Consider the following 22,701-nt stretch of genomic DNA (forward strand, 5'->3'; position numbering starts at 1 on the left):
CATATCGTCAAAACGGGTCCTGGGTTGCCATCAGCCAGGTTTTATATGGGCCAGGACGCCCGCTTTCAAAGCCGTTAAATTCCGGCCCCTCTCTGCGACGGGCCGCAACCTAGCGGGAAACTCTAGTTTTTCAACCGCCCTTGGGGGGCGGTCTTTTTAGGGGCGGAGGCTCCAAACTAATCTCATGGTGCGCATCTGCCCAATCGCTTGGTACAAGGGGTTCAAACCCGGATAGCCGAACAGCCGAGGCCTTCATCGCCTTAACCATAGGCCCGACCAATATAGCCGCGTGAACAACCGGATCACGTCCAAGCGCGTTACCAATTTCAAGCGCCGTCAGGCACCCAATCACGGCGGGGTCCGGACGCTCTAATTCTCTCGCCGTGGCCAAACTCAATGTTCGCAATTTACCGCGACCATCTGGAGCCCCGTCTGACGCCTCAATCCGCAAAGCCACATCACCGCGCGATGCAGGCTCTCTCACACCCGTTTGACCGAAAACCAACCGTCCGCCTTTACGGGCCATCGTCAACTGACCCAGCATATGCCGACGCAGCTGATCACGCGTATGCGCCACGAGCGTATCGGCGTCGACAGCGACTTTCGTTTTGAAACCGCGGGCAAAGCCACCTTTCTTGACGGCCTGACGCAGCAGGGCCTCATTCGCAGACACCCAAACACCCCGACCCGGCAATTTGCCATAAACATCCGCCACGACCTGACCGTCTGGCGATAGCACATAGCGCACCATCCGATCGGGATCACGGACCTCGCCCGTCGCGACGCAGCGGCGCTCGCGCGATTTGTGACCGCGACGATCTTCCTCGGTTTGTTCGAGGTTAGGGATGTCGGACTCGGCGCTCAAACGGGCCGTCCTGGGGCTATAGGCGCATTAAGCGCCCACGCCTTTGTTTTGGGGGCCATCAGTATTAAACAAGGCCTCGGCAGCATCGATGGCACGTTCCGGCGCGACATATTCATTCGCCCCCTCTTCGCCTTCAGCCTCTTCCTCATCCTGATATAGGTCTTCCTCACTGATCCAGCCGGCGTGGACACGCGCGCGCATGATCATGTTGGTTGCCTCTTCGGCCGTGAACTTCATGCCTTCGAATAAGCCAGGCTCGCGGATTTTTTCACCATCCTTAAACTCGACATAACCCGTCAGATCATCCGGCACCAAGCCAGCCACATCCTCGACCGAGACAATCTCGTTCTCGCCGAAGATGACAGCCATTGGGAGCGTCACACCATCGATTTCGAGAACGCCGTCCTCAACACCAAGCTCGATGCGTTTCGCATTCTGCTCTTGTGCGATCTTTTCGAGATATTCGCGGGCGCGGGTTTGTAGCTCTTCCGCCGTTTCATCATCAAAGCCTTCAATAGAGGAAAGCTCGGCCATTTCGACATAACCGACTTCTTCCATCGTCTCGAAACCCTCAGATACGAGCAACTGCGCGACCATTTCGTCGACATCCAGACCCACCATGAACAGTTGGGACCGTTCGCGGAATTCTTGCTGGCGGCGTTCGCTTTCTTGCTCTTCCGTCAGAATATCCAACGCCCAACCAGACAGTTGCGACGCGAGCCTGACATTTTGGCCGCGACGGCCAATAGCAAGGCTGAGCTGCTCTTCAGGGACAACAACTTCGATCCGGTCATCGGCTTCGTGAATGACGACCTTCGCGACAGTGGCAGGCTGCAACGCGTTGACGATAAATGTGCCGACATCTTCTGTGTAAGGAATAATGTCGATCCGCTCGCCTTGTAATTCATTGACGACGGCTTGAACGCGCGAACCGCGCATACCGACACAGGCTCCGACCGGGTCGATCGAGCTGTCATTAGAATAGACGGCGATCTTAGCCCGGCTGCCCGGGTCACGCGCAACGGCAACAATTTGAATTGTGCCCTCATAAACTTCCGGCACTTCCTGCGCAAAGAGTTGCGCCATAAATTGCGGGTGAGCGCGTGACAGGAAGATTTGGCTGCCGCGTTGTTCTTCGCGCACATCCATAATGTAGGCGCGGATACGATCGCCTGGTTTGACGTTTTCGCGCGGCAGAGCCTGATCACGGCGGATCACGGCTTCAGCGCGACCCAGATCAACAATGATGTGACCATATTCGACGCGCTTGACGATACCGTTGATGATCTCACCGATACGGTCTTTGAATTCTTCAAATTGACGTGCGCGTTCGGCTTCACGGGTCTTCTGAGTGATGACCTGTTTGGCGAGGTGTGTCTGAACCCGGCTGGGCTCAATCATTGGCAGCGGCGTGTTGATTTCTGTGCCGATTTCGGCCTCAGGATTATCCAGCTGAGCCGTCGCAAGGTCGACATCAATATATTCGTTTTCGACTTCTTCGCGCACAGTCATGACCCGTCGCAGGCTCATCTCACCCGTTTCAGGGTGCAGAAATGCGCGGATATCAAGCTCGGCACCGTAACGCATTTTCGCGGCACGTTCGAAGGCTTCTTCAATCGCGGCCAGCACGATCTGTTTGTCGATGGCTTTTTCTTCAGCAACCGCTTTCGCGATCTGCAGCCATTCCAGTTTATTTGCGGAAACGCCGGCAATACCCATGGCGCTATTCCTCCTCGTCCTTGGCTGCGGCCTGGGTCATTGCCATGGCCGCCTCTTTTTTGCGCTGGCCTTCTTCGACCAACTCATCCGTAATCAGAAGCTTGGCCTCTGAAATCCAATCAAACGGGATTGACGCGGTCGCGTCCTTTTCGCCGTCCAGATTAATGTCCACATGGCCATCTTCGACCCCGGCCAGCACGCCGCGAAACCGCTTGCGACCCTCGACCATCCGGTCAAGCTCAAGCCTGGCGAGATAGCCTTCATAGGCCGTGAAATCTTTAATGTCCGTCAGCGGTCGGTCGATACCGGGACTGCTGACTTCCAAAACATAGGCATCATCAAGCGGATCTTCGACTTCCATGATCGCAGATAATTCGCGCGATAAGGACTGACAGTTTTCAATCCCCATCAGGCCGTCGCTTTTACGTTCGGCCATGATCTGTACGGTGCGGCGCTTGCCCGCCATGACGCGCACGCGAACGACCCGAAGACCCAAGTCTTCGGCAATAGGCTCTGCGAGCTCTAAAACGCGTTCGTCGATATGTGTCTTGGTTTTCAGTGCTTATCCTTCAATTCGCCAATAAAAAAACGGCCCGCCGTTGCCGGGGGCCGCCTGGCTGGCAACTGCCAGAACCGGCGATGTTGTGCTGCATGTAGAGAGCTTTATCCAGTTTTTCAAGAGATGTTGGCACTCGAATATTTGGGTCGGATTTCGCGTCTCAGCGTCCTTTAATCAAGGCCACTGTAAGCGACTGTGACGTCTATATTGACTTGCTAACACTATTGTTACACTTTTGCGACAAGATCGTCACACAAATGACATGCGTATAGAAGGCAAATTTATGACTGAGTCCCTCACATTGCTTCAATTTCAATCGCCTTGGCAGGGTCGAGCGGGCTTTGCACGCTTCACACTTGACCCAACGACAGGTCAGGTCGCTGAGTCCAAATCGATCAAAGTGAAGAAGATGCTTAAAAAAGGGAAGGGCGGTATCGACGGCCTAATCCTGCAGCCCGCTTGGCCGACCAACCGGCATCTCTGCGTCCTTCCATCTGAAAACACGCTTCACTTGCGTGAAGTCGTTGGCGGACAGATTGATTTTAACGTCGATCCAATCGATATTTGCGATCCATCTTATAAGGGAACGATCAAGGAGCGCTTGCTTTATCGGTCTTTCGCCTTTGAGACGGGCTCCAACCGCATTGTCTTCTCTGATTTGGAAGGTCGTTTGTTAGGGCCAGAACGCACCGCGTTTGATATTTTCCCGACGACTGACTTCTCTCCTTTTGCGCGGCTGGTCCGGATGATTGACGATCCGCAGGCACGCCAAAAACTGATCGAAGATCTCCAAAACCACCGGTTTGAATATCCGGATTGGATCGAAGCGGGTCGCAGCGGAGTGCTTAACTCCGTACACGCTGCTGCGAATTGAGGTTACATCGCCGCTACAGGCGATCGAACTCAAACCAATAGGGGGTGCGCCCTTCGCGACGCGCCTTCGCCTCATATTTTGTCCCAGGCCAACCCTCTGGCGGCTGTTTGGGATCGCCGCCCGCCCAGTCAAATCCGCCGCCTACCTTATGGGAATGCGTCCGGAACCGAGTCAGCGCCCAATCTACATAATGTGGAATATCTGAGGCGAAGGTTAGGCGCCCGCCTGGCTCAACAACCCTATAGAGCTCTTCGATGAAAGCAGTTCGGATCAGGCGCCGCTTATTGTGCCGCGCCTTTGGCCACGGGTCCGGGAATAGAATGTAAACGCGCGACAGACAGCTATCCGGCATCTCAGCCATCAACTCACGCACATCCCCGCGAAATAGGTGGACATTGTTCAGGCCGCCATCCGCTACGGCCTTAACCGCTTTGGCCGTCCCGTTCAAAAACGGCTCCGCGCCGAGAATTGAAACCTCGGGATGAGTTTTCGCCAAGTGAATGAGATGCGTTCCGGTGCCGTAACCGATTTCAAGCCAACGCGGCGCAGGCGGTAGAGCATCCCCAGGCTTGATCTCCAGCCGCGGCCAATGTGTCTCTATAAGTTCGGCTTGCGCAGGCGATAAAGTGCGGCCTTTGGCGCGGCCAAAGGTACGAAAACGATCTTGTTCCGGGTTAAAACTCATGCCCGCGCACTGGCCGCGATTGACCCCTTGAGTCAACCAGCCGTCAACCGTTGCAGCGCCTACAGCTAGCCGTCCTTGTCGGCACTATCTTTGGCGAGACTACGCGCCAATTCAAGGATCTGACGGCGAACCGCCTTATTGGTGATTTGCGACACGGCTTTGGCCAACGCAACGCCGTCTGAGCTATTGATGAAATCATAGACGATCGGCATCTGATCATTCTCAGAGAACTCACCAGCTTCAATCTGATTAGTCATGCCTTCAAAGAAATAGCTAATCGGCACATCCAGAACCTGCGACAGACGCCAGAGACGTGACGCACCAACGCGGTTGGTCCCGCGCTCATATTTCTGAACCTGCTGGAAAGTGACGCCGAGCTGGTCGCCAAGTTTTTCTTGGCTCATTTTGAGAATTTGACGCCGCAAGCGAACACGCGCGCCGACGTGTACATCGACCGGGTTCGCCGATCGCGGTGCATGTTTATTGATCATTATACCTATACCCCTTGGCGTAAGATCCGTTCCAACGGTCACGCCAATGCCGTTCCTAGCGGCGGCGTAGGCCGATCATCCCTAGTAATAATAAACATAGATTAAGCAAGCTCAGCGCTGCGTTGACCCATGTCATCGGGAGCTTAGGACCCAATGGTAGCGGTAACACTGCGTCAATATGCCCATCTAGACTACCGTCCAGAACGCGGTCTGCGCGCCCAAATGGGTCGAAAACACCGCTAATGCCGTTTGACGCGGACCGGATCAGAGGCAAACCTTCTTCAATAGCCCGGTAGCGCGCGATAGCGGCGTGTTGGGCCGGGCCGATTGTCCCGCCAAACCAAGCATCATTGCTTTGATTAAGAATAGCCTGCGGCGCAGCCTGGCCGTTTTGACCACCCCGGGGCGTTAGTCCCGGAAAAATGACCTCATAGCAGATCTGCGGTGAAATCGGGGGCAGGCCCGGAAAGTTCGCGATACGCTTGTCCGAGGCTGGCGAGATCGAGCCCAAAGCTGTCGACACTAATCGCGCGCCAATTCGCTCAACCCATTCACCCCCTGGAATGAACTCGCCAAACGGGACGAGCTTAGCCTTATCATTGGTCGCAGCAACAGCCGGATTGCCGAATTCATCAAAGGTGATCGCGACAGAGCTATTATAATAGCGGCGCTTCGGACGACCTTCGCCATCTGGACTCACTTCGATGCGCAGAGAATTCATGAGCCAGACCGGGGGCGTCGCTGTTCTCTGGGTCAACAAAGCCCCCATCGCGCTTAGAAGCGGCTCATTCTCAATCGCCAGACCGTTCACTGCGCCTTCAGGCCAGACCAGATGTGTCACCGTTTCTATGCCCGGCTCCAAACTCGCCGCAATGTAACGGTTTACGATCTGAACAGATGTGTCCGGGTTCATTTTCTCTGACTGTCGGAACGGCACATCGACCAGCCGCAAGGTCACGCCGGGTTGCGTCTCAATCGTCGCGGTCGACAGACGCCAGCTGCCAAAACCGATCATTCCAGCGAGAATGAGGACCACGCCCAGCGCCGGGCGCCAGTCGCGCAATAACACCGCAATACCGATCAAAGCAGCGGCGATATAGATGATCATCGTCAGCCCATAAACACCGATCAAACTCGCCACCTGACTGGTCGCGCCGCCAGGTTCGAAAGCATAGGCGGCCATATTCCAAGGGAAACCGGATAGGATATGACCGCGGGCCAGCTCCGCAATCATGAAAGCCGCCACAAAAATCAGCCCGGCACGCCAGATCGACGCGCCGCCCATCATTCGGGCGGCAACACTCCCCGCCACAGCCCAAAACAGCGCCAGCACAACCGCCAACCCACCGACCAATGGCGGGATCATCGGCAGAAATTCAGGCCCCCGTTCGATGAAAGCAGACGCGATCCAAAAACAACTGGCCGAGAACCAGCCGAGACCGAACAGCAAACCAGTCCAGAACCCCGCCCGACCCGGACGCGCCCAGCGCGACACACCGATGAGGCGGACAAACAAAATGGTGAGGGACAGGAGCGTGACACCCCAAAAGTGAAATGGGGCAAAACCGAGAACCGCAATCGCACCAGCGGCGATCATAGCGAGCCGGGGACCCCAGCCTTGCGCCGTCCACCCGCGTGAGCGGTCGGATGACATCATGTTTGCGGCAGCAAGTGAGGCACGTCGCCAAGACCGCCTTCGTCCCGATTGGGCATTGTCACGCGCAAGCGTTTAACGCGCCGCGGGTCCGCATCAATGACTTCCATTTCCACCCCTTCGGGATGGACAATAATCTCGCCGCGTTCTGGCACGCGTCCGGCCAGCGTGAAGACCAAGCCGCCCAGAGTGTCGACCTCGTCTTCCTCGTCCGTTGTTGCAAAGTCGCGACCAATCGCCTCTTCAAAATCATCGATGCTCATGCGGGCATCAGCGTCCCAGCAGACCTTACCGCCATCGAGCACGATCCGTTTGAGCTCATCATCAAGCTCGTCATGTTCATCTTCAATATCGCCCACGATCGGCTCAATTAGATCTTCAATCGTGACCAGGCCATCCGTGCCGCCATATTCATCGACAACAATCGCCATATGGATCCGGCGCGCTTGCATCCGCCGCAGCAGATCCTGCGCCAGCATGGAGGGCGGCACATAAAGGACCGAGCGCTTGATCGTTCGAATAACTTTGCGATCCGGATAAGTCTTGGCCGTGCGTCCCCGCGCATCGAACATCAGGTAGGGCAGCAGATCCTTGATGTGGACCATCGCAATAGGATTATCGAGCGTATCTTCAAAGACGGGCAGTCGTGAATGGCCCGCATCGCGAAACGCCTTGGACAATTCCTTGAGTGTCGCCGTCTTCTCGATCGCAACGATATTGGCACGCGGCACCATCACATCATCGACGCGCAGTAGGTGGAACCGCTCAGCAGCATCCATCATCCGTTCTTGCGCGGCAGCCTTTTCAGTCGGAGAGGCGGCTTCGGAGTCACCTGAACGGCGACCGTTGCCACGGCGAAAAATCTTACTGAAGAAGGATGATCCGTTCCGCTCGGGTGCCAGCTCAGGCGACGAGGGGGACGACGTGGGGTCGGTGGTCATAGCGGGCTAGCGATTATCCGACCTATAGGGATTGTCAATCGACAGACGCGCCAATGCGCAGACTTCGCGCGCTTCCATATCCTGCGCGTCCGCGTCCGTTTCATGGTCGAGACCCTGTAAATGGAGAACACCGTGGACCAGCAAATGGGTAAAATGGTCGGCAAACATCTTACCTTGCGCCTCAGCCTCACGGGTAATGGTCTCAAGCGCGAAGACGACATCGCCCATCAGACCGGTCTCAGAAGGCATCGGGAAAGACAGGACATTGGTCGGCTTATCCTTAGCCCGGTAGTCGCGGTTGAGCGTTTGAACATGCGCGTCGTCACTCAGCACGACCGACAACTCGCCCCAATGCGGTGCCTCCAACTCTGCTAGAGCTGCGTGTGCCGCTGGGGCGATCAGCGCTTCAACCTCTGGCCAATCCGGGCAAGGACGGGCGATATCAATGACGAAATCGCCCATAACCCGCTTCAAGCTGCCTTATGCATCGACTTCGGCGTCGATGTCCGCGGACCATTCGCCTTTGGACGCAAGACCGTTCATTTTGGCCCGGTGCGTAAAGGCCGCCTGAGCCGCTGCGTAATTCTCTGCCTTGCCTTGCCACGCAAATAGCGCCGATTGCTGCAGCGCCCGGCCATAGGAATAGGTCAGCTTCCACGGGAAACCGCCAATCTTATTCATCATGTCGAGATTACGTGTCGCTTCTTCGTTTTCCTGCCCACCGGACAAGAAGGCGATGCCAGGCACAGCGGCTGGAACTGTGTCCTTGAGCACTTTAATCGTGCGGGTCGCGATCTGCTCGCGCGTCGGCTGTTCGGCGCATTGTTTGCCCGCCACAACCATATTCGGTTTGAGGATAGTCGCTTCTAGCGCCACGCCTTGCTCATAAAGCTCGGTGAAGAGGGAGTTGAGCGCGCGTTCCGTTACTTCGTGGCAGCGTTCGACCGAATGCGCGCCGCCCATCAGCACTTCAGGTTCGACGATGGGGACAATGCCTGCTTCCTGACACAACGCCGCATAGCGGCCCAGCGCATGAGTGTTGGCCTTGATACCGCCTTCGGTCGGCGTCCGGCCAACCGTGACGTCAGGATGGGAAATTTCGATCACGGCCCGCCACTTGGCGAAGCGCGCGCCGAGTTCGTAATATTCAGCCAATCGTTCGCGCAGACCATCGAGGCCTTGGGTGATCGTTTCGCCCGGACGACCCGCGAGCGGCGTGATGCCCTTATCGACTTTAATGCCTGGAATAGCCCCCGTCGCCTTGATCAGCTCAACCATGGACGTACCGTCGGCAGCCGATTGGCGAAGCGTTTCGTCATAGAGAATGACGCCAGAAATATGGTCATCCATCGCGGGGCGTGTGCGGAACAACATGTCGCGCCAATCCCGCCGGTTGGTTTCTATATTCTCCGTGCCGATTGAGGCGAAGCGCTTGCCGATCGTGCCGGTGGATTCGTCTGCCGCGAGAATACCCTTGCCCGGTTTGACCATAGCTTCCGCCACAGCGACCATATCATCTAGTCGGCTCATGCCCCATTTCCCTTCGTTACGATGTCCACACCTGGAAGGGGCTTCCCTTCCATCCATTCCAGAAACGCCCCACCCGCCGTCGAGACGAAGGTGAACTCATCAACCACATCAGCGGCGTTGAGTGCCGCGACTGTGTCGCCGCCGCCCGCGACAGCAATGAGCTTGCCCGCGCGTGTCAGCCGAGCCGCATATTTTGCCGCCTCAATGGTCGACGTATCAAAAGGCGGCGTTTCGAACGCGCCCAGCGGCCCATTCCAGATCAGCGTCTTTGACTTATCCATCGCGTCCATCAACTCAGTGACCGTGTCTGGACCAACATCAAGGATCATTTCACCCGCTTTGACCGTGACTTTAGCGGCGTCTGTCATCGCGACGACGCGTGTATCCGCACCCTCTTTGAATTCCGTTGCGCAGACGGCGTCGACGGGTAGGATGATTTCGCAGCCAGCTTTGCGCGCTGCCTTTAAAATATCCGTCGCCTTGCCGAGCAAATCGGGCTCTGCCAGTGATTTGCCGACATCATGACCCTTAGCCAGCAGGAAAGTGTTGGCCATGCCGCCCCCAATGGCGAGACGGTCAAGCTTGGTCACCAGGTTTTCGAGCAGGTCGATCTTGCTGCTAACTTTCGCTCCACCAACAATCGCCATGACCGGTTTTTCGGGGTGATCGAGCGCTTGCGCTAAATGATCCAATTCCCGCGCCATAGAGAGCCCGGCATAAGTTGGTAGATGGTCAGCAATACCAGCAGAGCTAGCATGCGCGCGGTGTGCGGCAGAAAACGCGTCCATGACGAATAGGTCGCCGAATTGCGCCAGCTCCTTTGCCAGATCAGGATCATTCTCTGTCTCGCCTTTCAGAAAGCGCGTATTCTCCATGATCAATACGTCGCCGGGCCCTAGATCATCCAGCACATTCATATTGGGTGTGGTCAGAAACCGGACTGGTGCTTCAATCGCTTCGGCGAGCGGACCCGCAACGAAGGCCAGTGACAGAGCGGGATCAGGTTCACCCTTGGGACGACCGAAATGCGACAGGAGAATAACCGCCGCGCCCTTTTCACGCAGAAAATTGATCGTCGGCAAGGCCGATTGCAGTCGCGTATCGTCAGCAATCGACCCGTCTTCGCGGCGCGGAAGATTGAAATCGACCCGCACGAGCGCAGTCTTGCCTGCCAAACCTCCGGAAGTCTGGTCGGCCTCTTCGAGGCGACGAATATCCATACTATGTCAGCTCCAAGCGCTGGCCCATGGTCCGGGCGACATCGATCATTCGGTTCGCGAAGCCCCACTCATTATCGTACCAAGCAATGACTTTGACCAGATCGCCATCCATGGATTTGGTCAGCGGGCTGGCATAAATCGCACTGTGCGGATCATGGTTGAGGTCTGAGCTGACCAGCGCATTGCGCGAATAACAGATGATACCCTTCATATTTCCGTTGGCCGCCGCCTGCATGGCCTCATTGAGGCCTTCCGCTGTCGTTTTCATCTCGGGCTGGAACGCTAGATCGATCATGGAGACATTCGCCGTTGGCACGCGTACGGCAGCACCTGCGAGGCGGCCTTCCAGTTCCGGAATGACTTGCCCGACAGCTTTAGCAGCCCCGGTACTGGTTGGGATCATGTTCAGCCCGGCCGCACGGGCGCGGTAGAGATCCTTATGCGAATTATCGAGAATCCGTTGGTCTTGCGTATAGCTGTGCACTGTCGTCATAAAACCGCGGCGAATACCAACAGCGTTCAAGATGACTTTGGCGATCGGGGCCAAACAATTCGTCGTGCAAGACGCACAAGAGACAAGCCGATCATTCGGGCCAAGCTGATCGTCATTGACGCCATAGACGATGGTTTTGTCGACGTCTTCGCCGGGCGCGGAAATCAGCACGGCTTTGGCGCCGCCGTCGAAATGCGGCTGGCACCGCTCACGTGATCGGAACAGGCCCGTACATTCCATCACCAGATCGGCTTCGCCCCAGGCGACGTTGGCAGGATCGCGTTCATGCGTCATCCGCACGGGTCCGCGTCCGAAATCAATCATGCCGTCGCCTTCAACGACTTTGGCGCTAAAGCGGCCATGAACAGAGTCGTAGCGTAACAGATGCGCCGACGTTTCAATGTCGCCGGGCGAGTTGATCAGAACCAGCTCGACATCATCAATGTCATATTCGTGCAAGGCGCGCGCAACCAGACGGCCGATCCGTCCAAAGCCGTTAATGGCGATTTTAAGAGTCATATCAGAGGGAAGGTTCCTGAATTTTCACGCGATGGACAGATTCCGATCGAATGGTGATGTGCCGGAAAAACGTCCTTGGAATTGCGCGCAGGGTTACGCGGATCATCCCGCAAGGGCAATAAAATACCCCATAAAATACCCTTGGCGAACGGCAATTCTTGCGCCATTCAGGGTAAAAATGAGGACTTTAACCACAAGCCGATGAATGACAGCGCTGACATGAAACAAGCGAGCCTCAAGGATGCCGCGAACGCTTTGCAAAGCGCGCTCTCTGCGCTTGAAAAATCGCTCGATCCAATGCTGGGCCGATTGGCTCTGTTAGAGACCAAAGCCCGTGAGGCGGAAGGATTTTCCGAGGACCGATCGCGACTAGCGGCGGAGTTGGACGAAGCGTTGGAAAATCGCCGGGTTCGTGAAGCCGAGTTTGAAGCCCTATCCAAACAAACCCGCGCTGAACTCGACATGACCATTCATGCGCTCAAGGATGCACTGGCAGGAGGCGTCGATGGGTAAGGTTAGCCTGAACATTAATGGCCGTGCCTACGGTCTCGGCTGCGAAACGGGTGAAGAAGAGCGGCTGATGCGGCTCGGCCAGAAGCTCGATGAACGCGTCGCCCAGATGGCCAATCAATTTGGACAGATCGGCGATCTGCGCCTTTTGGTCATGGCTGGGATTACCCTGCTCGACGAAATGGAAGACCCGGTCAGTTCTGTTGAAGCCCAAGTCAAGAAACGCCTGAATACGCTCGAAACCGAAACAGAGGCTGCGACGGAGGCGCGAGAGCGCACCGAAGTCGAGGCTGTCGAAAGCCTGATGAGCGCCGCGCAACGCATCGAACGGCTGGCCGAGCGGCTGTCCGAAGCTGACCCCAGATAGAAAAATTTGGCTGCTACGCGTAGTCTCTGACCTGCATTCGCGCTTGCACGGCGCGCGTCTGAGCCCCACATAGTCCCAGACGGTTTCTGCGGGTTGCGTGAATGGCACTAATCCACCGGACCTTACTGTATCCTTAGGGAACTGGCTCTGTTCGGACCGTGGTCCGTTTAATTCCGGTGCCCACCTCAAATTGAGGTTCATGAGGATTTTTAAGCCGCCACGAACTTTGCGGGGCCGTCACTCACCGCTCGTGTGCCCGATAGGATCTACGACGCCATAGGCGACGTCACTCGCGCTGTTTGTAACAATCTCATAGACTTCGTGGCCTTTGACCCCGCCGCGCTAAACTCGCTCGATGATAATCGCAGGCGCCATGCCGCCAGCCGCACACATCGTCACGAGAGCGTAACGACCACCCGACCGCTCTAACTCATCCAGCGCCGTACCAATCAGAATAGATCCGGTCGCACCAATCGGATGGCCAAGCGCAATCGCACCGCCATTAATGTTCACCTTGGCCCGGTCGAGATCGAGGTCACGGATGAACTTTTCGGCCACAACGGCAAACGCTTCATTGATCTCCCAGACATCAATATCATCCTTGGTCAGTCCAGCACGGGCCAAGGCCTTTCTCGCCGCTGGAACCGGGGCGTTCAACATCAAGGTCGGATCATCGCCCATATTGACGGCCGTGACGATGCGGGCGCGTGGCTTCAGCCCGTTATCGTCTGCAAATTCTTTAGACGTCAGTAGCAAAGCCGCCGCCCCGTCGACGACGCCTGAACTATTGCCAGCGTGGTGGACATGCTGCCACGCCCCTTTTAATTCCGGATAGCGCTGTTCGACAAGCTGGCCATATGTCGTGCCTTGCTCATCAACCGGAATATCCTTCCACATAGAAAACACCGTCTTGAGCTGGCCGAGGCCGTCTTTTGTCGTCTGCGGCCGGGGGAATTCTTCACGGTCGAGCGCAACGGAACCGTCTTCATTGTGAACTGGGACCAGCGAGCCGTCGAAGCGGCCTTCCTTAATAGCCGTGGCGGCACGGTGCTGACTGGTCAAAGCTAGATCATCAAGCACGTCCCGCTCTATGCGGTCCAGCTTTGCGATCGCGTCCGCCGCAACGCCCTGTTGTGTCTGTGGGTGCTTAGCGCGCAGAGATAAGTTCTGCGCATCCAGCATGGGCGGCACTTTGGGATCAGCAATAGAGGTTGTGTAGCTCATCATCTCGCAGCCACCCGCAATCACGCAATCTTCCATGCCCGACATGATCTGTGAGGCAGCGAGGCTAACGGACGTAATACCAGACCCGCAAAACCGGTCCAGCGTCATGCCTGACGCCCGGACATCATAGCCCGCATCCAGCGCCGCCATCCGCCCTATATCCGTGCCCTGCTTGCCAACCTGTGTGCTGGTTGCCCAGATCACATCATCAACCTTGGCCGTGTCGAGCGCGTTGCGTGCGGCAATGGCTTTGAGAACAGTCGCGGAGAGATGTTGCGGATGGAGATGGGCGAGCGCGCCGCCCTTCTTCCCATTTCTGGCGACCTTGCCGATGCCGCGCGGTGTGCGGACAGCGTCGATAATATAGGCGTCGGCCATGATAAATCTCCCGATGTTTCGTCGGGTGTGACTAGGCGGGGCCCGTCCCTCTTGCCAACGCGGCACGGCCCAATATCGCATCTTCGATGGAGCGTGGTAAGCCCGCCACGAAGCCGCGCAAGACGGGCGCGATCTCGGCCCCCTGTTCGCGGATCACATCAGCGGGGCCGCCAACCCCGACGCATAGATGTCGCCGAACGCCGCGCGATGGCAGCGCCACAGCAATGCCGCCCGTGCTACTATGGCTTGGCCCGACCGCGATCGCATAACCCTTGGCGCGCGTGTCGCGAACGCCGTCGACCGCCGCCAGCGCTGTTTCCTTCCAGAAACTATTTTCGACTTCATGCACGGTGCGGCGCACCAGCTTGCCGATGTCTTCATCGGTATCACCGGTCAGCATGGCATAGCCTGTCGCTGAACAGACAAGCGGGCGGACCGAGCCGGTTTCAATATGTTCGCGCACCGGCCCGGGACGATGATGGGTGTAAATATACTGGGAGTAGATGCCGTTACGCATGGCTAGAAAAACGGTCTCGCCAATGGTCTCGGACAGTCGCGCCAAATTGTCGGCGAAACCCTCGGGTAGACCTGCCATCCGGATCAGCCAATCACCAAGAAAGGAAATCCGCAATGTCGGATAGAAAGCCCGACTTTCTACATCGCGCTGAAGATAGCCGCTTTCTTGCAGCGACTTGGTCAACGCGGAGGCTGAGGATTGCGGCATATTCAAATTATCGGCGATCTCACCGATTGAGGCCGGGCGTTTCACGTCGGCGAAGAATTCAAACAGCGCCATGGTCCGAAAGCTCGATTTGAGCATGTTTTCGGCGTCATCCAATCGCAGCGCCTGACCCGGTGTTACATTTCCCGGCGTTACGCCCGCTAGCGGCGCGACCGACAGGCCAAGATCGTCGTCTTCAGGATCGATAGGGGCGCTCATAGGCGGAGCTTCTGCCATGCGCGCCGAAGTTTCGCCAGTCACATCCCCTCGACATTTATGAATATGAAAAAGCCGTCCGTGCAGGACACGGACGGCTTGTTTCGTCGTTACGAGATCGCTTAGGCGGCCATCGCGTCTTTATTGATGGAAGCTTGCGCCAGTTTCGTGAAGTGCAAGTCGCCCTCCATCGTCTGTTCTTTACACTGCTCCAATGTTTGAGCGTTTTCGAGATCGCCGAGGCGCTTAGCAAAGGCTTCAACCGTGCCGTAGCCCGTGATCGCATAGTGGGCCAGACGCTGATATTGGCTAATCAGCATCGCGTCGCGGACGGAATCGTCGCCAAACTCTTCTTTCAAAACGTGTTTTTCGGCTTCCTTGGTTAGACCTTTCATGCCGAGACAGGTTTCATCGCCAACGCCTTCACCGTGGCTATCCAGGATCGATTTGATCTGCTTATTGCCATCTTTTGTGCCGTCGATGGAATTTTTCAGCGCGTCTTTCAGATCGGGACAGCTGGCAGCATCGATCAATTTTTCGACCGTCGCATTGGCCTGCTGGTTCGCATCATACAGGTCTTGCAGTTCAGCAATATAAAGCTCTTTAAGATTGTTAATAGCCATCGTCATATCTCCTCAGATTTCGTGGCTCGGGCTGGCGGCGCCGAGCAAGTGGGTTCACTCAATCAACGGGAACGTGTGGTGGATTGTTCCGAGACTCTTCGATCTTCGGCGCATGTGTGTAGCAAATCGGTTCTGATCTGCTCTGACAGATCGGTCAGGTAGGTCCATTTGGCAGATCGGTCTGGGAGATCAGGATTGACATTGGGTTGCGCGACCGAAGCTGCTACACGCACTCACATCATACACGGAGAACCCCATGAACATTTTAATGACCATTATCATCGGTGCTTTGGCTGGTTTTGTTGCGAAGATTATTTTGCCCGACAAACATGAGCCGAAAGGCTTGATCATGATGATTCTGGCCGGTGTGATCGGTGGGGTCGTTTTCACTTATCTCGGTCAAATGCTGGGCCTTTATGGTCCCGGCGACGCAGCCGGCTTTATCGGCACAGTCATTGGCGCGATCATTGTCTCCGTCATCGCATCGAAGATTTTTAAGCGCTAGCGTCCAAAAACAACGCGCCTCGGTCCCGCGCCTTATACTCGGGCCGGGGCGTTTTTAAGTCAAAAACCGCCGTCCTTTTGGCAGGCGCGCCGCCAGTTGCTGGGCGAGTGGAACATCGGCGGGCACAAGCGGTAAGCGGACAATGTCCTCCGCCCACGCCCACTTCGTCGCCTGCCCTTCCGTGGGCCGCACGAAGCCATCCCACTGACGACAGACATAGGTCGGCATAATCAAATGAAAATCGAGATAGGCGTGACTGGCGAACGTCAGAGGCTCTAAGCAATCGAGACAGGGCTCTACCGACAATTCCTCGTATAGCTCGCGCACCAGCGTTTGCTCCGGGCTCTCACCCGGTTCGATCTTGCCGCCCGGAAACTCCCACAGCCCCGCATGATCCTTACCTTTGGGTCGTTGTGTGACCAGCACGCGACCATCTGCGTCGATCAAAGCGCAGGCGGCGACCCAGACAACGGGGCCTTTAAATTTTTTCGAAACTTGGGGCGTCACGAGCGGTAGTCGGCGTTGATGTCGATGTAGCGGTGGGTGAGATCGCACGTGTAGACCGTCGCCGCACCGCCCCCCAGACCCAGATCAATGGCGATCTCAATCTCCGCTTCTTTCATATAGGTCGCGCCCATTTCCTCAACATAATCCGCGTCAGGCTGACCTTGGCTCGCAAGGCAGTGCGGTCCGATATGGATCGACAGACTATCGCGCTCCGCAGGTTCGCCCGCCTTCCCAACCGCCATAACAATCCGGCCCCAATTGGCGTCCTCCCCGGCAATCGCTGTCTTCACTAACGGAGAATCCGCAACAGATTTGGCGACTCTGTAAGCGCTCCCATCACTGACCGCGCCGGAGACGCGGATGGTGACGAGTTTGGAAATACCTTCCCCATCGCGCACAATCTGCTGCGATAAATCGAACATGACGGCGCGCAACGCACGGCAGAAATCCGCCAGACGCGGATCATCGGCTTGTGAGACGGGCGCATGGTCGGCTGCACCGCTCGCCAGAAAGAGCAGCGTGTCAGACGTCGACGTATCGCTGTCCACCGTCACCGAATTGAAGGTCGGACCAACCAGATCATTCAGCAGGTGCTGCAGCACCGGTTGATCCAATGTCGCGTCGGTCGCCACATAGGCCAGCATAGTTGCCATATCGGGCGCGATCATACCGGAGCCTTTGGCAATCCCGTTGATCGTAACGGGAACGCCGTCGATCTTGGCCTGAGCTGTCGCCCCCTTCGGGTAAGTGTCCGTCGTCATGATGGCGCGGGCGGCGGCTTCCCAGCCATCCGGCGTCATCCGGGTCGCCATGCCCCCGAACTGATCGACAAGTTTTTCAGCCTCCAGCGCCACACCAATGACACCCGTTGAGGCGATCTGAATAGCCTCCGCATTGCCGCCAAATGCAGCGGCCGCACCTTGCGCGGTGGCGACCACCGCATCACGCCCGGCCTGACCCGAAAAAACATTCGCCGTCCCACTATTCACGACAACCAAGCGCGGCCCATTGGAGGCGACCGTCAGCGCGGCGCGCGACCAATCAACAGGTGCACCGGGACAGCGATTTTGCGTGTAAACACCCGCGACCTCTGTGCCGGGCTCGCCGCGCAGCACCCAAAGATCGGTTCGACCCCGATATTTCACGCCCGCTTCTGCCGTCGCCATAGTGAAACCGCGCAACGGGGGCAGTTTAGGAAAGCCGTCCGGTGCGAACGGGCTGATCATGTCGTTCATTCTTCAGCATCCGTATCGGATTCGGGCGCGTCCTCTTGATAAAGCCGCTCGACTTCGGCCTGATCGCGCAGATCCGTCATCAGGGCTTCAATCGCGTCAAAGGTCATGAAGCGGACGATATCTTCCCGCGTATCCTCAAAACTGCGTTGGTTCGGGACGCGGCGATCCAGCACTTCGATAATATGCCAGCCTGCGTCAGTCTGAACTGGCTCCGCACGCGCGCCGACATCGGTGGTAAAGACGGGACTCCGTAATGGGGCTGGCAATACATCACGGCTGAGCCAACCCAGCTCTCCACCGCGGTCGCGCGTGACAGAGTCTATTGAGAGTTCTGTCACAAGCGCGGCAAAATCTTCTTCATCGTTAAGGCGGCCAACGACCGCTTTGGCTGTCTCTTCATCCGCCACAACAATCTGACGCGCGCGGCGCTCTTCGCCGGGTCCTGACAGGCTTTTCTGTGCCTCATAGAGTTCGCGGATCGTCTCATCATTCACAGTTTCGGCCAAATAGGTTTCAACCCGGAGATTACCGAGAATGCGTTCACGCGCCGCCGCCAGACGCCGTTGCGCTTCTTCTTGCTGGGCCACGCCCGCGCGCCGTGCGTCGAGCGCCAGTAAGCGCTGATCGATCAATTCTTCGACGGTCACGCGAAAAACCGGATCGCTGACCTCAACTTCGCTATCCGCGCCAATGAGTCCCTGCGCGGCGGCAGCGCGCTGCACGTCGGACGCATAAATGAGCGTGCCTTCAACGCGCGCCACAACTGGATCCGTCATGCGCGAGATTATTACAGGTCGATCTTCGTCCGGAATCGTCGAAGAATTTTCTGCGCACCCTGCGATGCCCGCCATGAGAAGAATCGCCACTATGCCTCTAGAAATCGTAGTTTCTAATCTCATCATCGCCCTATTCATTGCAGTCGCCCCATCATCAACCATGCCCCCTTCCGTTGACTTAAGGGAGGGCCGTTCTTAAGTCACGCCTAAGCGAAGACGACTTGCGAAACCCTTTACTATTTGATGGGGGTTTCATGCGAGCCGCAGACCTCTTCCCCGTATTCGGCAAGGACCACCCATGCTCGGCATCGCCAAGAAGCTTTTCGGCACGGAAAATGACCGTAAGCTCAAGAAACTCCGCCCCATAGTTGAGCGTATTAATGCGCTTGAGCCGCAGATGGAGGCGATGAGCGACGATCAGCTCAAAGCCCAGACAGATCTGTTCAAGGCGCGCCTCGAAAAAGGCGAGACATTGGATGATCTGCTCGTCGAAGCCTTTGCGACTGTGCGGGAAGCCGCCAAACGAAGCCTCGGCCAGCGTCATTATGATGTGCAGCTGATCGGCGGCATTACGCTGCACCGCGGCGAAATTGCGGAAATGCGCACGGGTGAGGGCAAAACGCTTGTCTCGACCCTTGCGGCTTACCTTAATGCGCTATCTGGACGCGGCGTTCACATCGTCACCGTCAACGACTATCTGGCCAGCCGTGACGCGGAGTGGATGGGCCGCGTTTATAATTTCCTCGGCCTCACCGTCGATTGCATCAATAATCACGACGCATATGGCCCCGGCCGCAAAGCCGCCTATGATGCCGATATTACTTACGGCACCAATAATGAGTACGGCTTCGATTATCTGCGCGATAATATGAAGCTCTCCGTCGCAGAGATGAGCCAGCGCGGCCATGTTTACGCGATCATCGATGAAATTGACTCGATCCTGATCGATGAGGCGCGCACACCGCTGATCATCTCAGGTCCGACAGAAGACCGGGCTGAGCTTTACCGCACACTGGACGCGATCGTCCCTCTGATCGACGAAAGCGGCTATGAAGTCGATGAAAAGGCCCGCAGTGCAACCTTCAATGAAGAAGGCAATGAACAGCTTGAGCAGATTTTGCGCGATCGCGACCTGCTGGAAGGCGAGAGCCTTTATGACATTGAGAATGTCACCATTGTTCACCACGCCAACCAAGCGCTGAAGGCGCACCGCCTCTACACAGCCAATAAAGACTATATCGTCAAAGACGGCGAAGTCGTTCTGATCGATGAATTTACCGGTCGTATGATGCAAGGTCGGCGTCTGTCCGAAGGTCTGCACCAAGCCATTGAGGCCAAAGAAGAAGTCGATATTCAAGCCGAAAACCAGACGATGGCGTCGGTTACGCTACAAAACTATTTCCGCCTGTATAAGAAACTGTCCGGCATGACCGGCACAGCCGAGACGGAAGCGGGCGAATTTCACGAAATCTATAAGCTCGAAGTCCTGGTGATCCCAACCAATCGTCCGATCCAGCGGATCGATATTGAAGACGTAATCTACCGCACTGAAGACGAGAAATTTGCCGCCATTGTCGACGAAATCGCAGAGTGTAAGAAAAAGGGCCAGCCTATGCTGGTCGGTACGGTTTCAATCGAGAAATCCGAAAAGCTGTCCGAGTTCCTGACCGCACGGGACGTCGAGCATAAAGTGCTCAATGCCCGCTACCACGAACAAGAAGCTGAAATCGTCGCCATGGCCGGTGTTCCGTCGGCAGTGACCATCGCCACCAATATGGCGGGTCGCGGGACTGATATTCAACTCGGCGGCAATGTCGATATGCGCATTGAGGCGGAAACGCCCGAAGACGCGGATGAAAAAACCCGCGAACGGATCGCTGAGAATATTCGTAGCGAAGTCGCGGCGCTTAAGGAACAGGCGCTCAAAGCCGGTGGTCTTTATGTGCTAGGCACAGAACGGCATGAAAGCCGCCGTATTGATAATCAGCTTCGCGGTCGGACAGGCCGCCAAGGTGATCCGGGCACATCCAAATTCTATCTCTCGACCGAAGATGATCTGATGCGCATCTTTGGCGGCGACCGCCTTAAGAATATGATGGGCAAGATGGGCTGGGAAGAAGGCGAAGAGCTGACCAACCGTTTCATGACCAAGGCCGTCGAGCGCGCGCAAGGCAAGGTCGAGGCACGCAACTTCGATATTCGCAAAAATCTGCTGAAGTTCGATGATGTCATGAACGATCAGCGTAAGACCATTTTTGAACAGCGTATGGAGTTCATGACCGACGACGATGTGTCGGACGTCATCCAGGATTTCCGCCATCAGCTATGCGAAGACCTGATCCTCAAACACGTGCCTAAGAAGGCCTACGCCGAACAGTGGGACATTAAGGGCCTTAGCGAAGCCGCCAAGGAAGCGATGAATATCGAATTCCCCTTCGCCGCTTGGGCTGAGGAAGAAGGCATTGCCGACGAAGAAATGTCGAACCGTTTCAAGGATGCGTCGGACCGTGTCGCGACGGAATTAGCAGACGGGATTCCTGAAGACGAAATGCAGCGCGTTGAGAAACAAGTGCTGTTGCAGGTCATCGACCGCAATTGGCGCGAACATTTGCAGCAACTCGATGCGTTGAAATCCGTGATCGGCATGCGGGCCTATGGCCAACGCGATCCACTCAACGAATATAAATCTGAAGCGTTCACTCTGTTCGACAAGCTGCTGATCAGCTTGCGCGAAGATGTGACGGCGGCGATCTTCCGGCTGTTGCTGAACACGCAAATCCAACGTCAGCAAATGCGTCAGCAGGCTGAGAGCCAAGCGACCCCACAGCCCGCGCCGCAAGCGCTGAGCGGAGCGCGGTCACCGATGGAGCTTATGGGCGCAGCCCCTGGCCCTGGCGAAACGCTAGCACCCGCGCCAGATGCGCAACAGCTGGCCGAACTGCCGCGCAATGCGCCGTGTCCCTGTGGGTCAGGTAAAAAAGTCAAGCAGTGCCACGGGAAAGTGGCTTAATCAGACGGGATTTCAGGCCCGAAATTGGGCCTGTTTGATCTCGATCTAACGCTTGGAAGCCCGATTCGGGTGCGAAACCGGGTTCAATCGCGCACAGTTTCGAGGCGCTGACAGACAGACTCCTGCAATTGGCCCCGTGCGGCTCGCGGCGGCCCGGCCCCCTGCTTTACGCACTGAGGCGACAAACGCAGGGAGCCTGTCATGAACATCAAGAAAACTATCCTTGGCGCATCCTGTGCCAACATCGCCCTTACCAGTCTCGCCCTTACCAGCCTTACGGTGACAACACCCGCCTATGCGGGCGACGTGAATTGGTCGCTCGGGACTGATCTGGTGAGCGAATATGTCTTTCGCGGGGCCAGCCTCGGCACCGAATCCGTCCAACCTTTTGTCGAAGTCTCGACTGGTAACTTCACCGCCGGGGCTTGGTTCTCGACACAAGTCGGCTCCAGCTCAGAGCTATCGGCTGACGAAGTTGATCTTTATGCTGGCTATAGCGTGCCGCTGGATGGGCCGATCACGGTCGATCTCGGTGCAACCTATTACCACTACCCACAGACAGGCGCTTTGTTCGCCACGGATGACGGGGCTGCTGGCACATATGAATTTTCGATTGGCCTCGGCCTGTCGGAAGATACCCCGCTATCCCCCTCCGTCGCTGCCTATTATGATGTGACACTGGAAGCTTTCACGCTTGAAGGGGCCGTCGGACATTCTGTCGGGTTTGGCGAAAAACAAGGCGCGGATTTGGGTCTGACCGTTGGCCTCGTTGATGGAGATGGGTTCTCTTATCAATGGGCGACGGCGTCTGCGGCTCTCACCCATTCGATCACAGATGATGCGTCAATCTATATTGGGGCGAACTTCACGCTCAACTCTGACGACAACACACTTGATCTCGAGAAGTTTGCGGACCCGGTCAGCGGCACAGCCTTTTTGTCTGCGACCGACGATACACTGCTGTGGTTCGGCACAGGTATTTCGACCAGCTTCTAGGTTTCTTCCTCTCTGGGAGGACGGAAGGAAGAGGGCCCGGACAGTTCGCTGTCCGGGCTATTTTCATGGTCGTATCCTCATAG

Annotated in this window: 23 protein-coding genes; 6 read left to right on the forward strand and 17 right to left on the reverse strand. The window is 56.6% G+C overall.

What is annotated here, in order from left to right:
- Positions 1-130 precede the first annotated feature (130 nt).
- The 3 genes from QQL54_RS09500 to rimP are packed head-to-tail and all read right to left on the reverse strand — an operon-like array spanning position 131 to position 3,143.
- Entirely contained in the window at positions 131-865 is a 735-nt protein-coding gene (locus QQL54_RS09500) for an RNA-binding protein (protein WP_284390013.1), read from the reverse strand.
- A gap of 27 nt (positions 866-892) precedes the next feature.
- A complete protein-coding gene (gene nusA / locus QQL54_RS09505; protein ID WP_284390015.1) occupies positions 893-2,584 on the reverse strand; it encodes a transcription termination factor NusA in 1,692 nt (563 codons plus the stop codon).
- A gap of 4 nt (positions 2,585-2,588) precedes the next feature.
- The gene (gene rimP, locus QQL54_RS09510) at positions 2,589-3,143 is read right to left on the reverse strand and encodes a ribosome maturation factor RimP (RefSeq protein ID WP_284392483.1); all 555 of its coding nucleotides are present in this window, start codon (positions 3,141-3,143) and stop codon (positions 2,589-2,591) included.
- A 283-nt stretch (positions 3,144-3,426) separates the two neighbouring features.
- Between rimP and QQL54_RS09515 the strand changes: the two genes are divergently transcribed.
- Entirely contained in the window at positions 3,427-4,017 is a 591-nt protein-coding gene (locus QQL54_RS09515; protein WP_284390017.1) for a hypothetical protein, read from the forward strand.
- Positions 4,018-4,030: 13 nt separating this feature from the next.
- Here QQL54_RS09515 and trmB read toward each other — a convergent pair whose 3' ends face one another.
- The 8 genes from trmB to gap form a co-directional block, all read right to left on the reverse strand.
- On the reverse strand, positions 4,031-4,702 hold the full coding sequence (gene trmB, locus QQL54_RS09520) for a tRNA (guanosine(46)-N7)-methyltransferase TrmB (protein ID WP_284390019.1): 672 nt from the start codon (positions 4,700-4,702) through the stop codon (positions 4,031-4,033).
- A 65-nt stretch (positions 4,703-4,767) separates the two neighbouring features.
- Entirely contained in the window at positions 4,768-5,196 is a 429-nt protein-coding gene (locus tag QQL54_RS09525) for a helix-turn-helix domain-containing protein (RefSeq protein ID WP_431355936.1), read from the reverse strand.
- A gap of 52 nt (positions 5,197-5,248) precedes the next feature.
- Entirely contained in the window at positions 5,249-6,850 is a 1,602-nt protein-coding gene (gene lnt / locus QQL54_RS09530) for an apolipoprotein N-acyltransferase (protein WP_284390023.1), read from the reverse strand.
- A complete protein-coding gene (locus QQL54_RS09535; RefSeq protein ID WP_284390025.1) occupies positions 6,847-7,788 on the reverse strand; it encodes a hemolysin family protein in 942 nt (313 codons plus the stop codon). The genes lnt and QQL54_RS09535 overlap by 4 nt, the downstream gene beginning before the upstream one ends.
- A 6-nt stretch (positions 7,789-7,794) precedes the next feature.
- Positions 7,795-8,250, reverse strand: coding sequence for an rRNA maturation RNase YbeY (gene ybeY, locus QQL54_RS09540; RefSeq protein WP_284390027.1), 456 nt, complete (start codon positions 8,248-8,250; stop codon positions 7,795-7,797).
- Positions 8,251-8,268: 18 nt separating this feature from the next.
- Complete coding sequence (locus tag QQL54_RS09545) at positions 8,269-9,318, reverse strand: class I fructose-bisphosphate aldolase (RefSeq protein ID WP_284390029.1); 1,050 nt, start codon at positions 9,316-9,318, stop codon at positions 8,269-8,271.
- Entirely contained in the window at positions 9,315-10,538 is a 1,224-nt protein-coding gene (locus QQL54_RS09550; RefSeq protein ID WP_284390031.1) for a phosphoglycerate kinase, read from the reverse strand. Before QQL54_RS09550 ends, QQL54_RS09545 begins: the two co-directional genes overlap by 4 nt.
- A gap of 1 nt (position 10,539) precedes the next feature.
- Positions 10,540-11,550 (reverse strand): type I glyceraldehyde-3-phosphate dehydrogenase, encoded by a 1,011-nt coding sequence (gap, locus tag QQL54_RS09555; protein ID WP_284390033.1) that lies wholly within the window; start codon positions 11,548-11,550, stop codon positions 10,540-10,542.
- Positions 11,551-11,769: 219 nt separating this feature from the next.
- On the opposite strand from gap, the gene QQL54_RS09560 reads away from it, so the two are divergent.
- Positions 11,770-12,063 (forward strand): DUF4164 family protein, encoded by a 294-nt coding sequence (locus tag QQL54_RS09560; RefSeq protein ID WP_284390035.1) that lies wholly within the window; start codon positions 11,770-11,772, stop codon positions 12,061-12,063.
- A complete protein-coding gene (locus QQL54_RS09565; RefSeq protein ID WP_284390037.1) occupies positions 12,056-12,427 on the forward strand; it encodes a cell division protein ZapA in 372 nt (123 codons plus the stop codon). Before QQL54_RS09560 ends, QQL54_RS09565 begins: the two co-directional genes overlap by 8 nt.
- Positions 12,428-12,769: 342 nt before the next feature.
- Here QQL54_RS09565 and QQL54_RS09570 read toward each other — a convergent pair whose 3' ends face one another.
- The 3 genes from QQL54_RS09570 to QQL54_RS09580 form a co-directional block, all read right to left on the reverse strand.
- Positions 12,770-14,029, reverse strand: a complete 1,260-nt coding sequence (locus QQL54_RS09570) for an acetyl-CoA C-acetyltransferase (protein WP_284390039.1) — start codon at positions 14,027-14,029, stop codon at positions 12,770-12,772.
- Positions 14,030-14,060: 31 nt separating this feature from the next.
- Positions 14,061-14,969 (reverse strand): IclR family transcriptional regulator, encoded by a 909-nt coding sequence (locus QQL54_RS09575; protein ID WP_284390041.1) that lies wholly within the window; start codon positions 14,967-14,969, stop codon positions 14,061-14,063.
- A 119-nt stretch (positions 14,970-15,088) separates the two neighbouring features.
- Positions 15,089-15,589: a YciE/YciF ferroxidase family protein gene (locus QQL54_RS09580; protein WP_284390043.1), complete on the reverse strand. Its 501-nt coding sequence runs from the start codon at positions 15,587-15,589 to the stop codon at positions 15,089-15,091.
- A 256-nt stretch (positions 15,590-15,845) separates the two neighbouring features.
- On the opposite strand from QQL54_RS09580, the gene QQL54_RS09585 reads away from it, so the two are divergent.
- Complete coding sequence (locus QQL54_RS09585; RefSeq protein WP_284390045.1) at positions 15,846-16,094, forward strand: GlsB/YeaQ/YmgE family stress response membrane protein; 249 nt, start codon at positions 15,846-15,848, stop codon at positions 16,092-16,094.
- A 54-nt stretch (positions 16,095-16,148) separates the two neighbouring features.
- On the opposite strand, the gene QQL54_RS09590 is transcribed toward QQL54_RS09585, so the two are convergent.
- The 3 genes from QQL54_RS09590 to QQL54_RS09600 are packed head-to-tail and all read right to left on the reverse strand — an operon-like array spanning position 16,149 to position 18,702.
- Positions 16,149-16,601 (reverse strand): (deoxy)nucleoside triphosphate pyrophosphohydrolase, encoded by a 453-nt coding sequence (locus QQL54_RS09590; RefSeq protein ID WP_284390046.1) that lies wholly within the window; start codon positions 16,599-16,601, stop codon positions 16,149-16,151.
- Positions 16,598-17,836: a bifunctional glutamate N-acetyltransferase/amino-acid acetyltransferase ArgJ gene (gene argJ / locus QQL54_RS09595; RefSeq protein ID WP_284390047.1), complete on the reverse strand. Its 1,239-nt coding sequence runs from the start codon at positions 17,834-17,836 to the stop codon at positions 16,598-16,600. Before argJ ends, QQL54_RS09590 begins: the two co-directional genes overlap by 4 nt.
- Entirely contained in the window at positions 17,833-18,702 is an 870-nt protein-coding gene (locus QQL54_RS09600) for a peptidylprolyl isomerase (RefSeq protein ID WP_284390048.1), read from the reverse strand. Before QQL54_RS09600 ends, argJ begins: the two co-directional genes overlap by 4 nt.
- Before the next feature lie 208 nt (positions 18,703-18,910).
- On the opposite strand from QQL54_RS09600, the gene secA reads away from it, so the two are divergent.
- Both secA and QQL54_RS09610 read left to right on the forward strand, forming a co-directional pair.
- Positions 18,911-21,622 carry a preprotein translocase subunit SecA gene (gene secA / locus QQL54_RS09605; RefSeq protein WP_284390050.1) on the forward strand — a complete coding sequence of 904 codons (2,712 nt, stop codon included), beginning with the start codon at positions 18,911-18,913 and terminating at the stop codon, positions 21,620-21,622.
- 201 nt (positions 21,623-21,823) lie between these two features.
- A complete protein-coding gene (locus QQL54_RS09610; RefSeq protein WP_284390052.1) occupies positions 21,824-22,618 on the forward strand; it encodes a TorF family putative porin in 795 nt (264 codons plus the stop codon).
- The last annotated feature ends 83 nt before the right edge of the window (positions 22,619-22,701 follow it).

It is taken from the genome of Algimonas ampicilliniresistens (assembly GCF_030159955.1).
Taxonomy (GTDB): domain Bacteria; phylum Pseudomonadota; class Alphaproteobacteria; order Caulobacterales; family Maricaulaceae; genus Litorimonas; species Litorimonas ampicilliniresistens.

Coding starts and splice junctions, on each gene's coding strand:
- QQL54_RS09550 (WP_284390031.1), bottom strand. CDS start 10,538: ATGGATATTCGTCGCCTCGAAGAGGCCGACCAGACTTCCGGAGGTTTG.
- QQL54_RS09535 (WP_284390025.1), bottom strand. CDS start 7,788: ATGACCACCGACCCCACGTCGTCCCCCTCGTCGCCTGAGCTGGCACCC.
- ybeY (WP_284390027.1), bottom strand. CDS start 8,250: ATGGGCGATTTCGTCATTGATATCGCCCGTCCTTGCCCGGATTGGCCA.
- QQL54_RS09610 (WP_284390052.1), top strand. CDS start 21,824: ATGAACATCAAGAAAACTATCCTTGGCGCATCCTGTGCCAACATCGCC.
- QQL54_RS09575 (WP_284390041.1), bottom strand. CDS start 14,969: ATGAGCGCCCCTATCGATCCTGAAGACGACGATCTTGGCCTGTCGGTC.
- nusA (WP_284390015.1), bottom strand. CDS start 2,584: ATGGGTATTGCCGGCGTTTCCGCAAATAAACTGGAATGGCTGCAGATC.
- gap (WP_284390033.1), bottom strand. CDS start 11,550: ATGACTCTTAAAATCGCCATTAACGGCTTTGGACGGATCGGCCGTCTG.
- lnt (WP_284390023.1), bottom strand. CDS start 6,850: ATGATGTCATCCGACCGCTCACGCGGGTGGACGGCGCAAGGCTGGGGT.
- argJ (WP_284390047.1), bottom strand. CDS start 17,836: ATGAACGACATGATCAGCCCGTTCGCACCGGACGGCTTTCCTAAACTG.
- trmB (WP_284390019.1), bottom strand. CDS start 4,702: ATGAGTTTTAACCCGGAACAAGATCGTTTTCGTACCTTTGGCCGCGCC.
- QQL54_RS09565 (WP_284390037.1), top strand. CDS start 12,056: ATGGGTAAGGTTAGCCTGAACATTAATGGCCGTGCCTACGGTCTCGGC.
- QQL54_RS09580 (WP_284390043.1), bottom strand. CDS start 15,589: ATGGCTATTAACAATCTTAAAGAGCTTTATATTGCTGAACTGCAAGAC.
- secA (WP_284390050.1), top strand. CDS start 18,911: ATGCTCGGCATCGCCAAGAAGCTTTTCGGCACGGAAAATGACCGTAAG.
- QQL54_RS09585 (WP_284390045.1), top strand. CDS start 15,846: ATGAACATTTTAATGACCATTATCATCGGTGCTTTGGCTGGTTTTGTT.
- QQL54_RS09560 (WP_284390035.1), top strand. CDS start 11,770: ATGAAACAAGCGAGCCTCAAGGATGCCGCGAACGCTTTGCAAAGCGCG.
- QQL54_RS09545 (WP_284390029.1), bottom strand. CDS start 9,318: ATGAGCCGACTAGATGATATGGTCGCTGTGGCGGAAGCTATGGTCAAA.
- QQL54_RS09515 (WP_284390017.1), top strand. CDS start 3,427: ATGACTGAGTCCCTCACATTGCTTCAATTTCAATCGCCTTGGCAGGGT.
- QQL54_RS09570 (WP_284390039.1), bottom strand. CDS start 14,029: ATGGCCGACGCCTATATTATCGACGCTGTCCGCACACCGCGCGGCATC.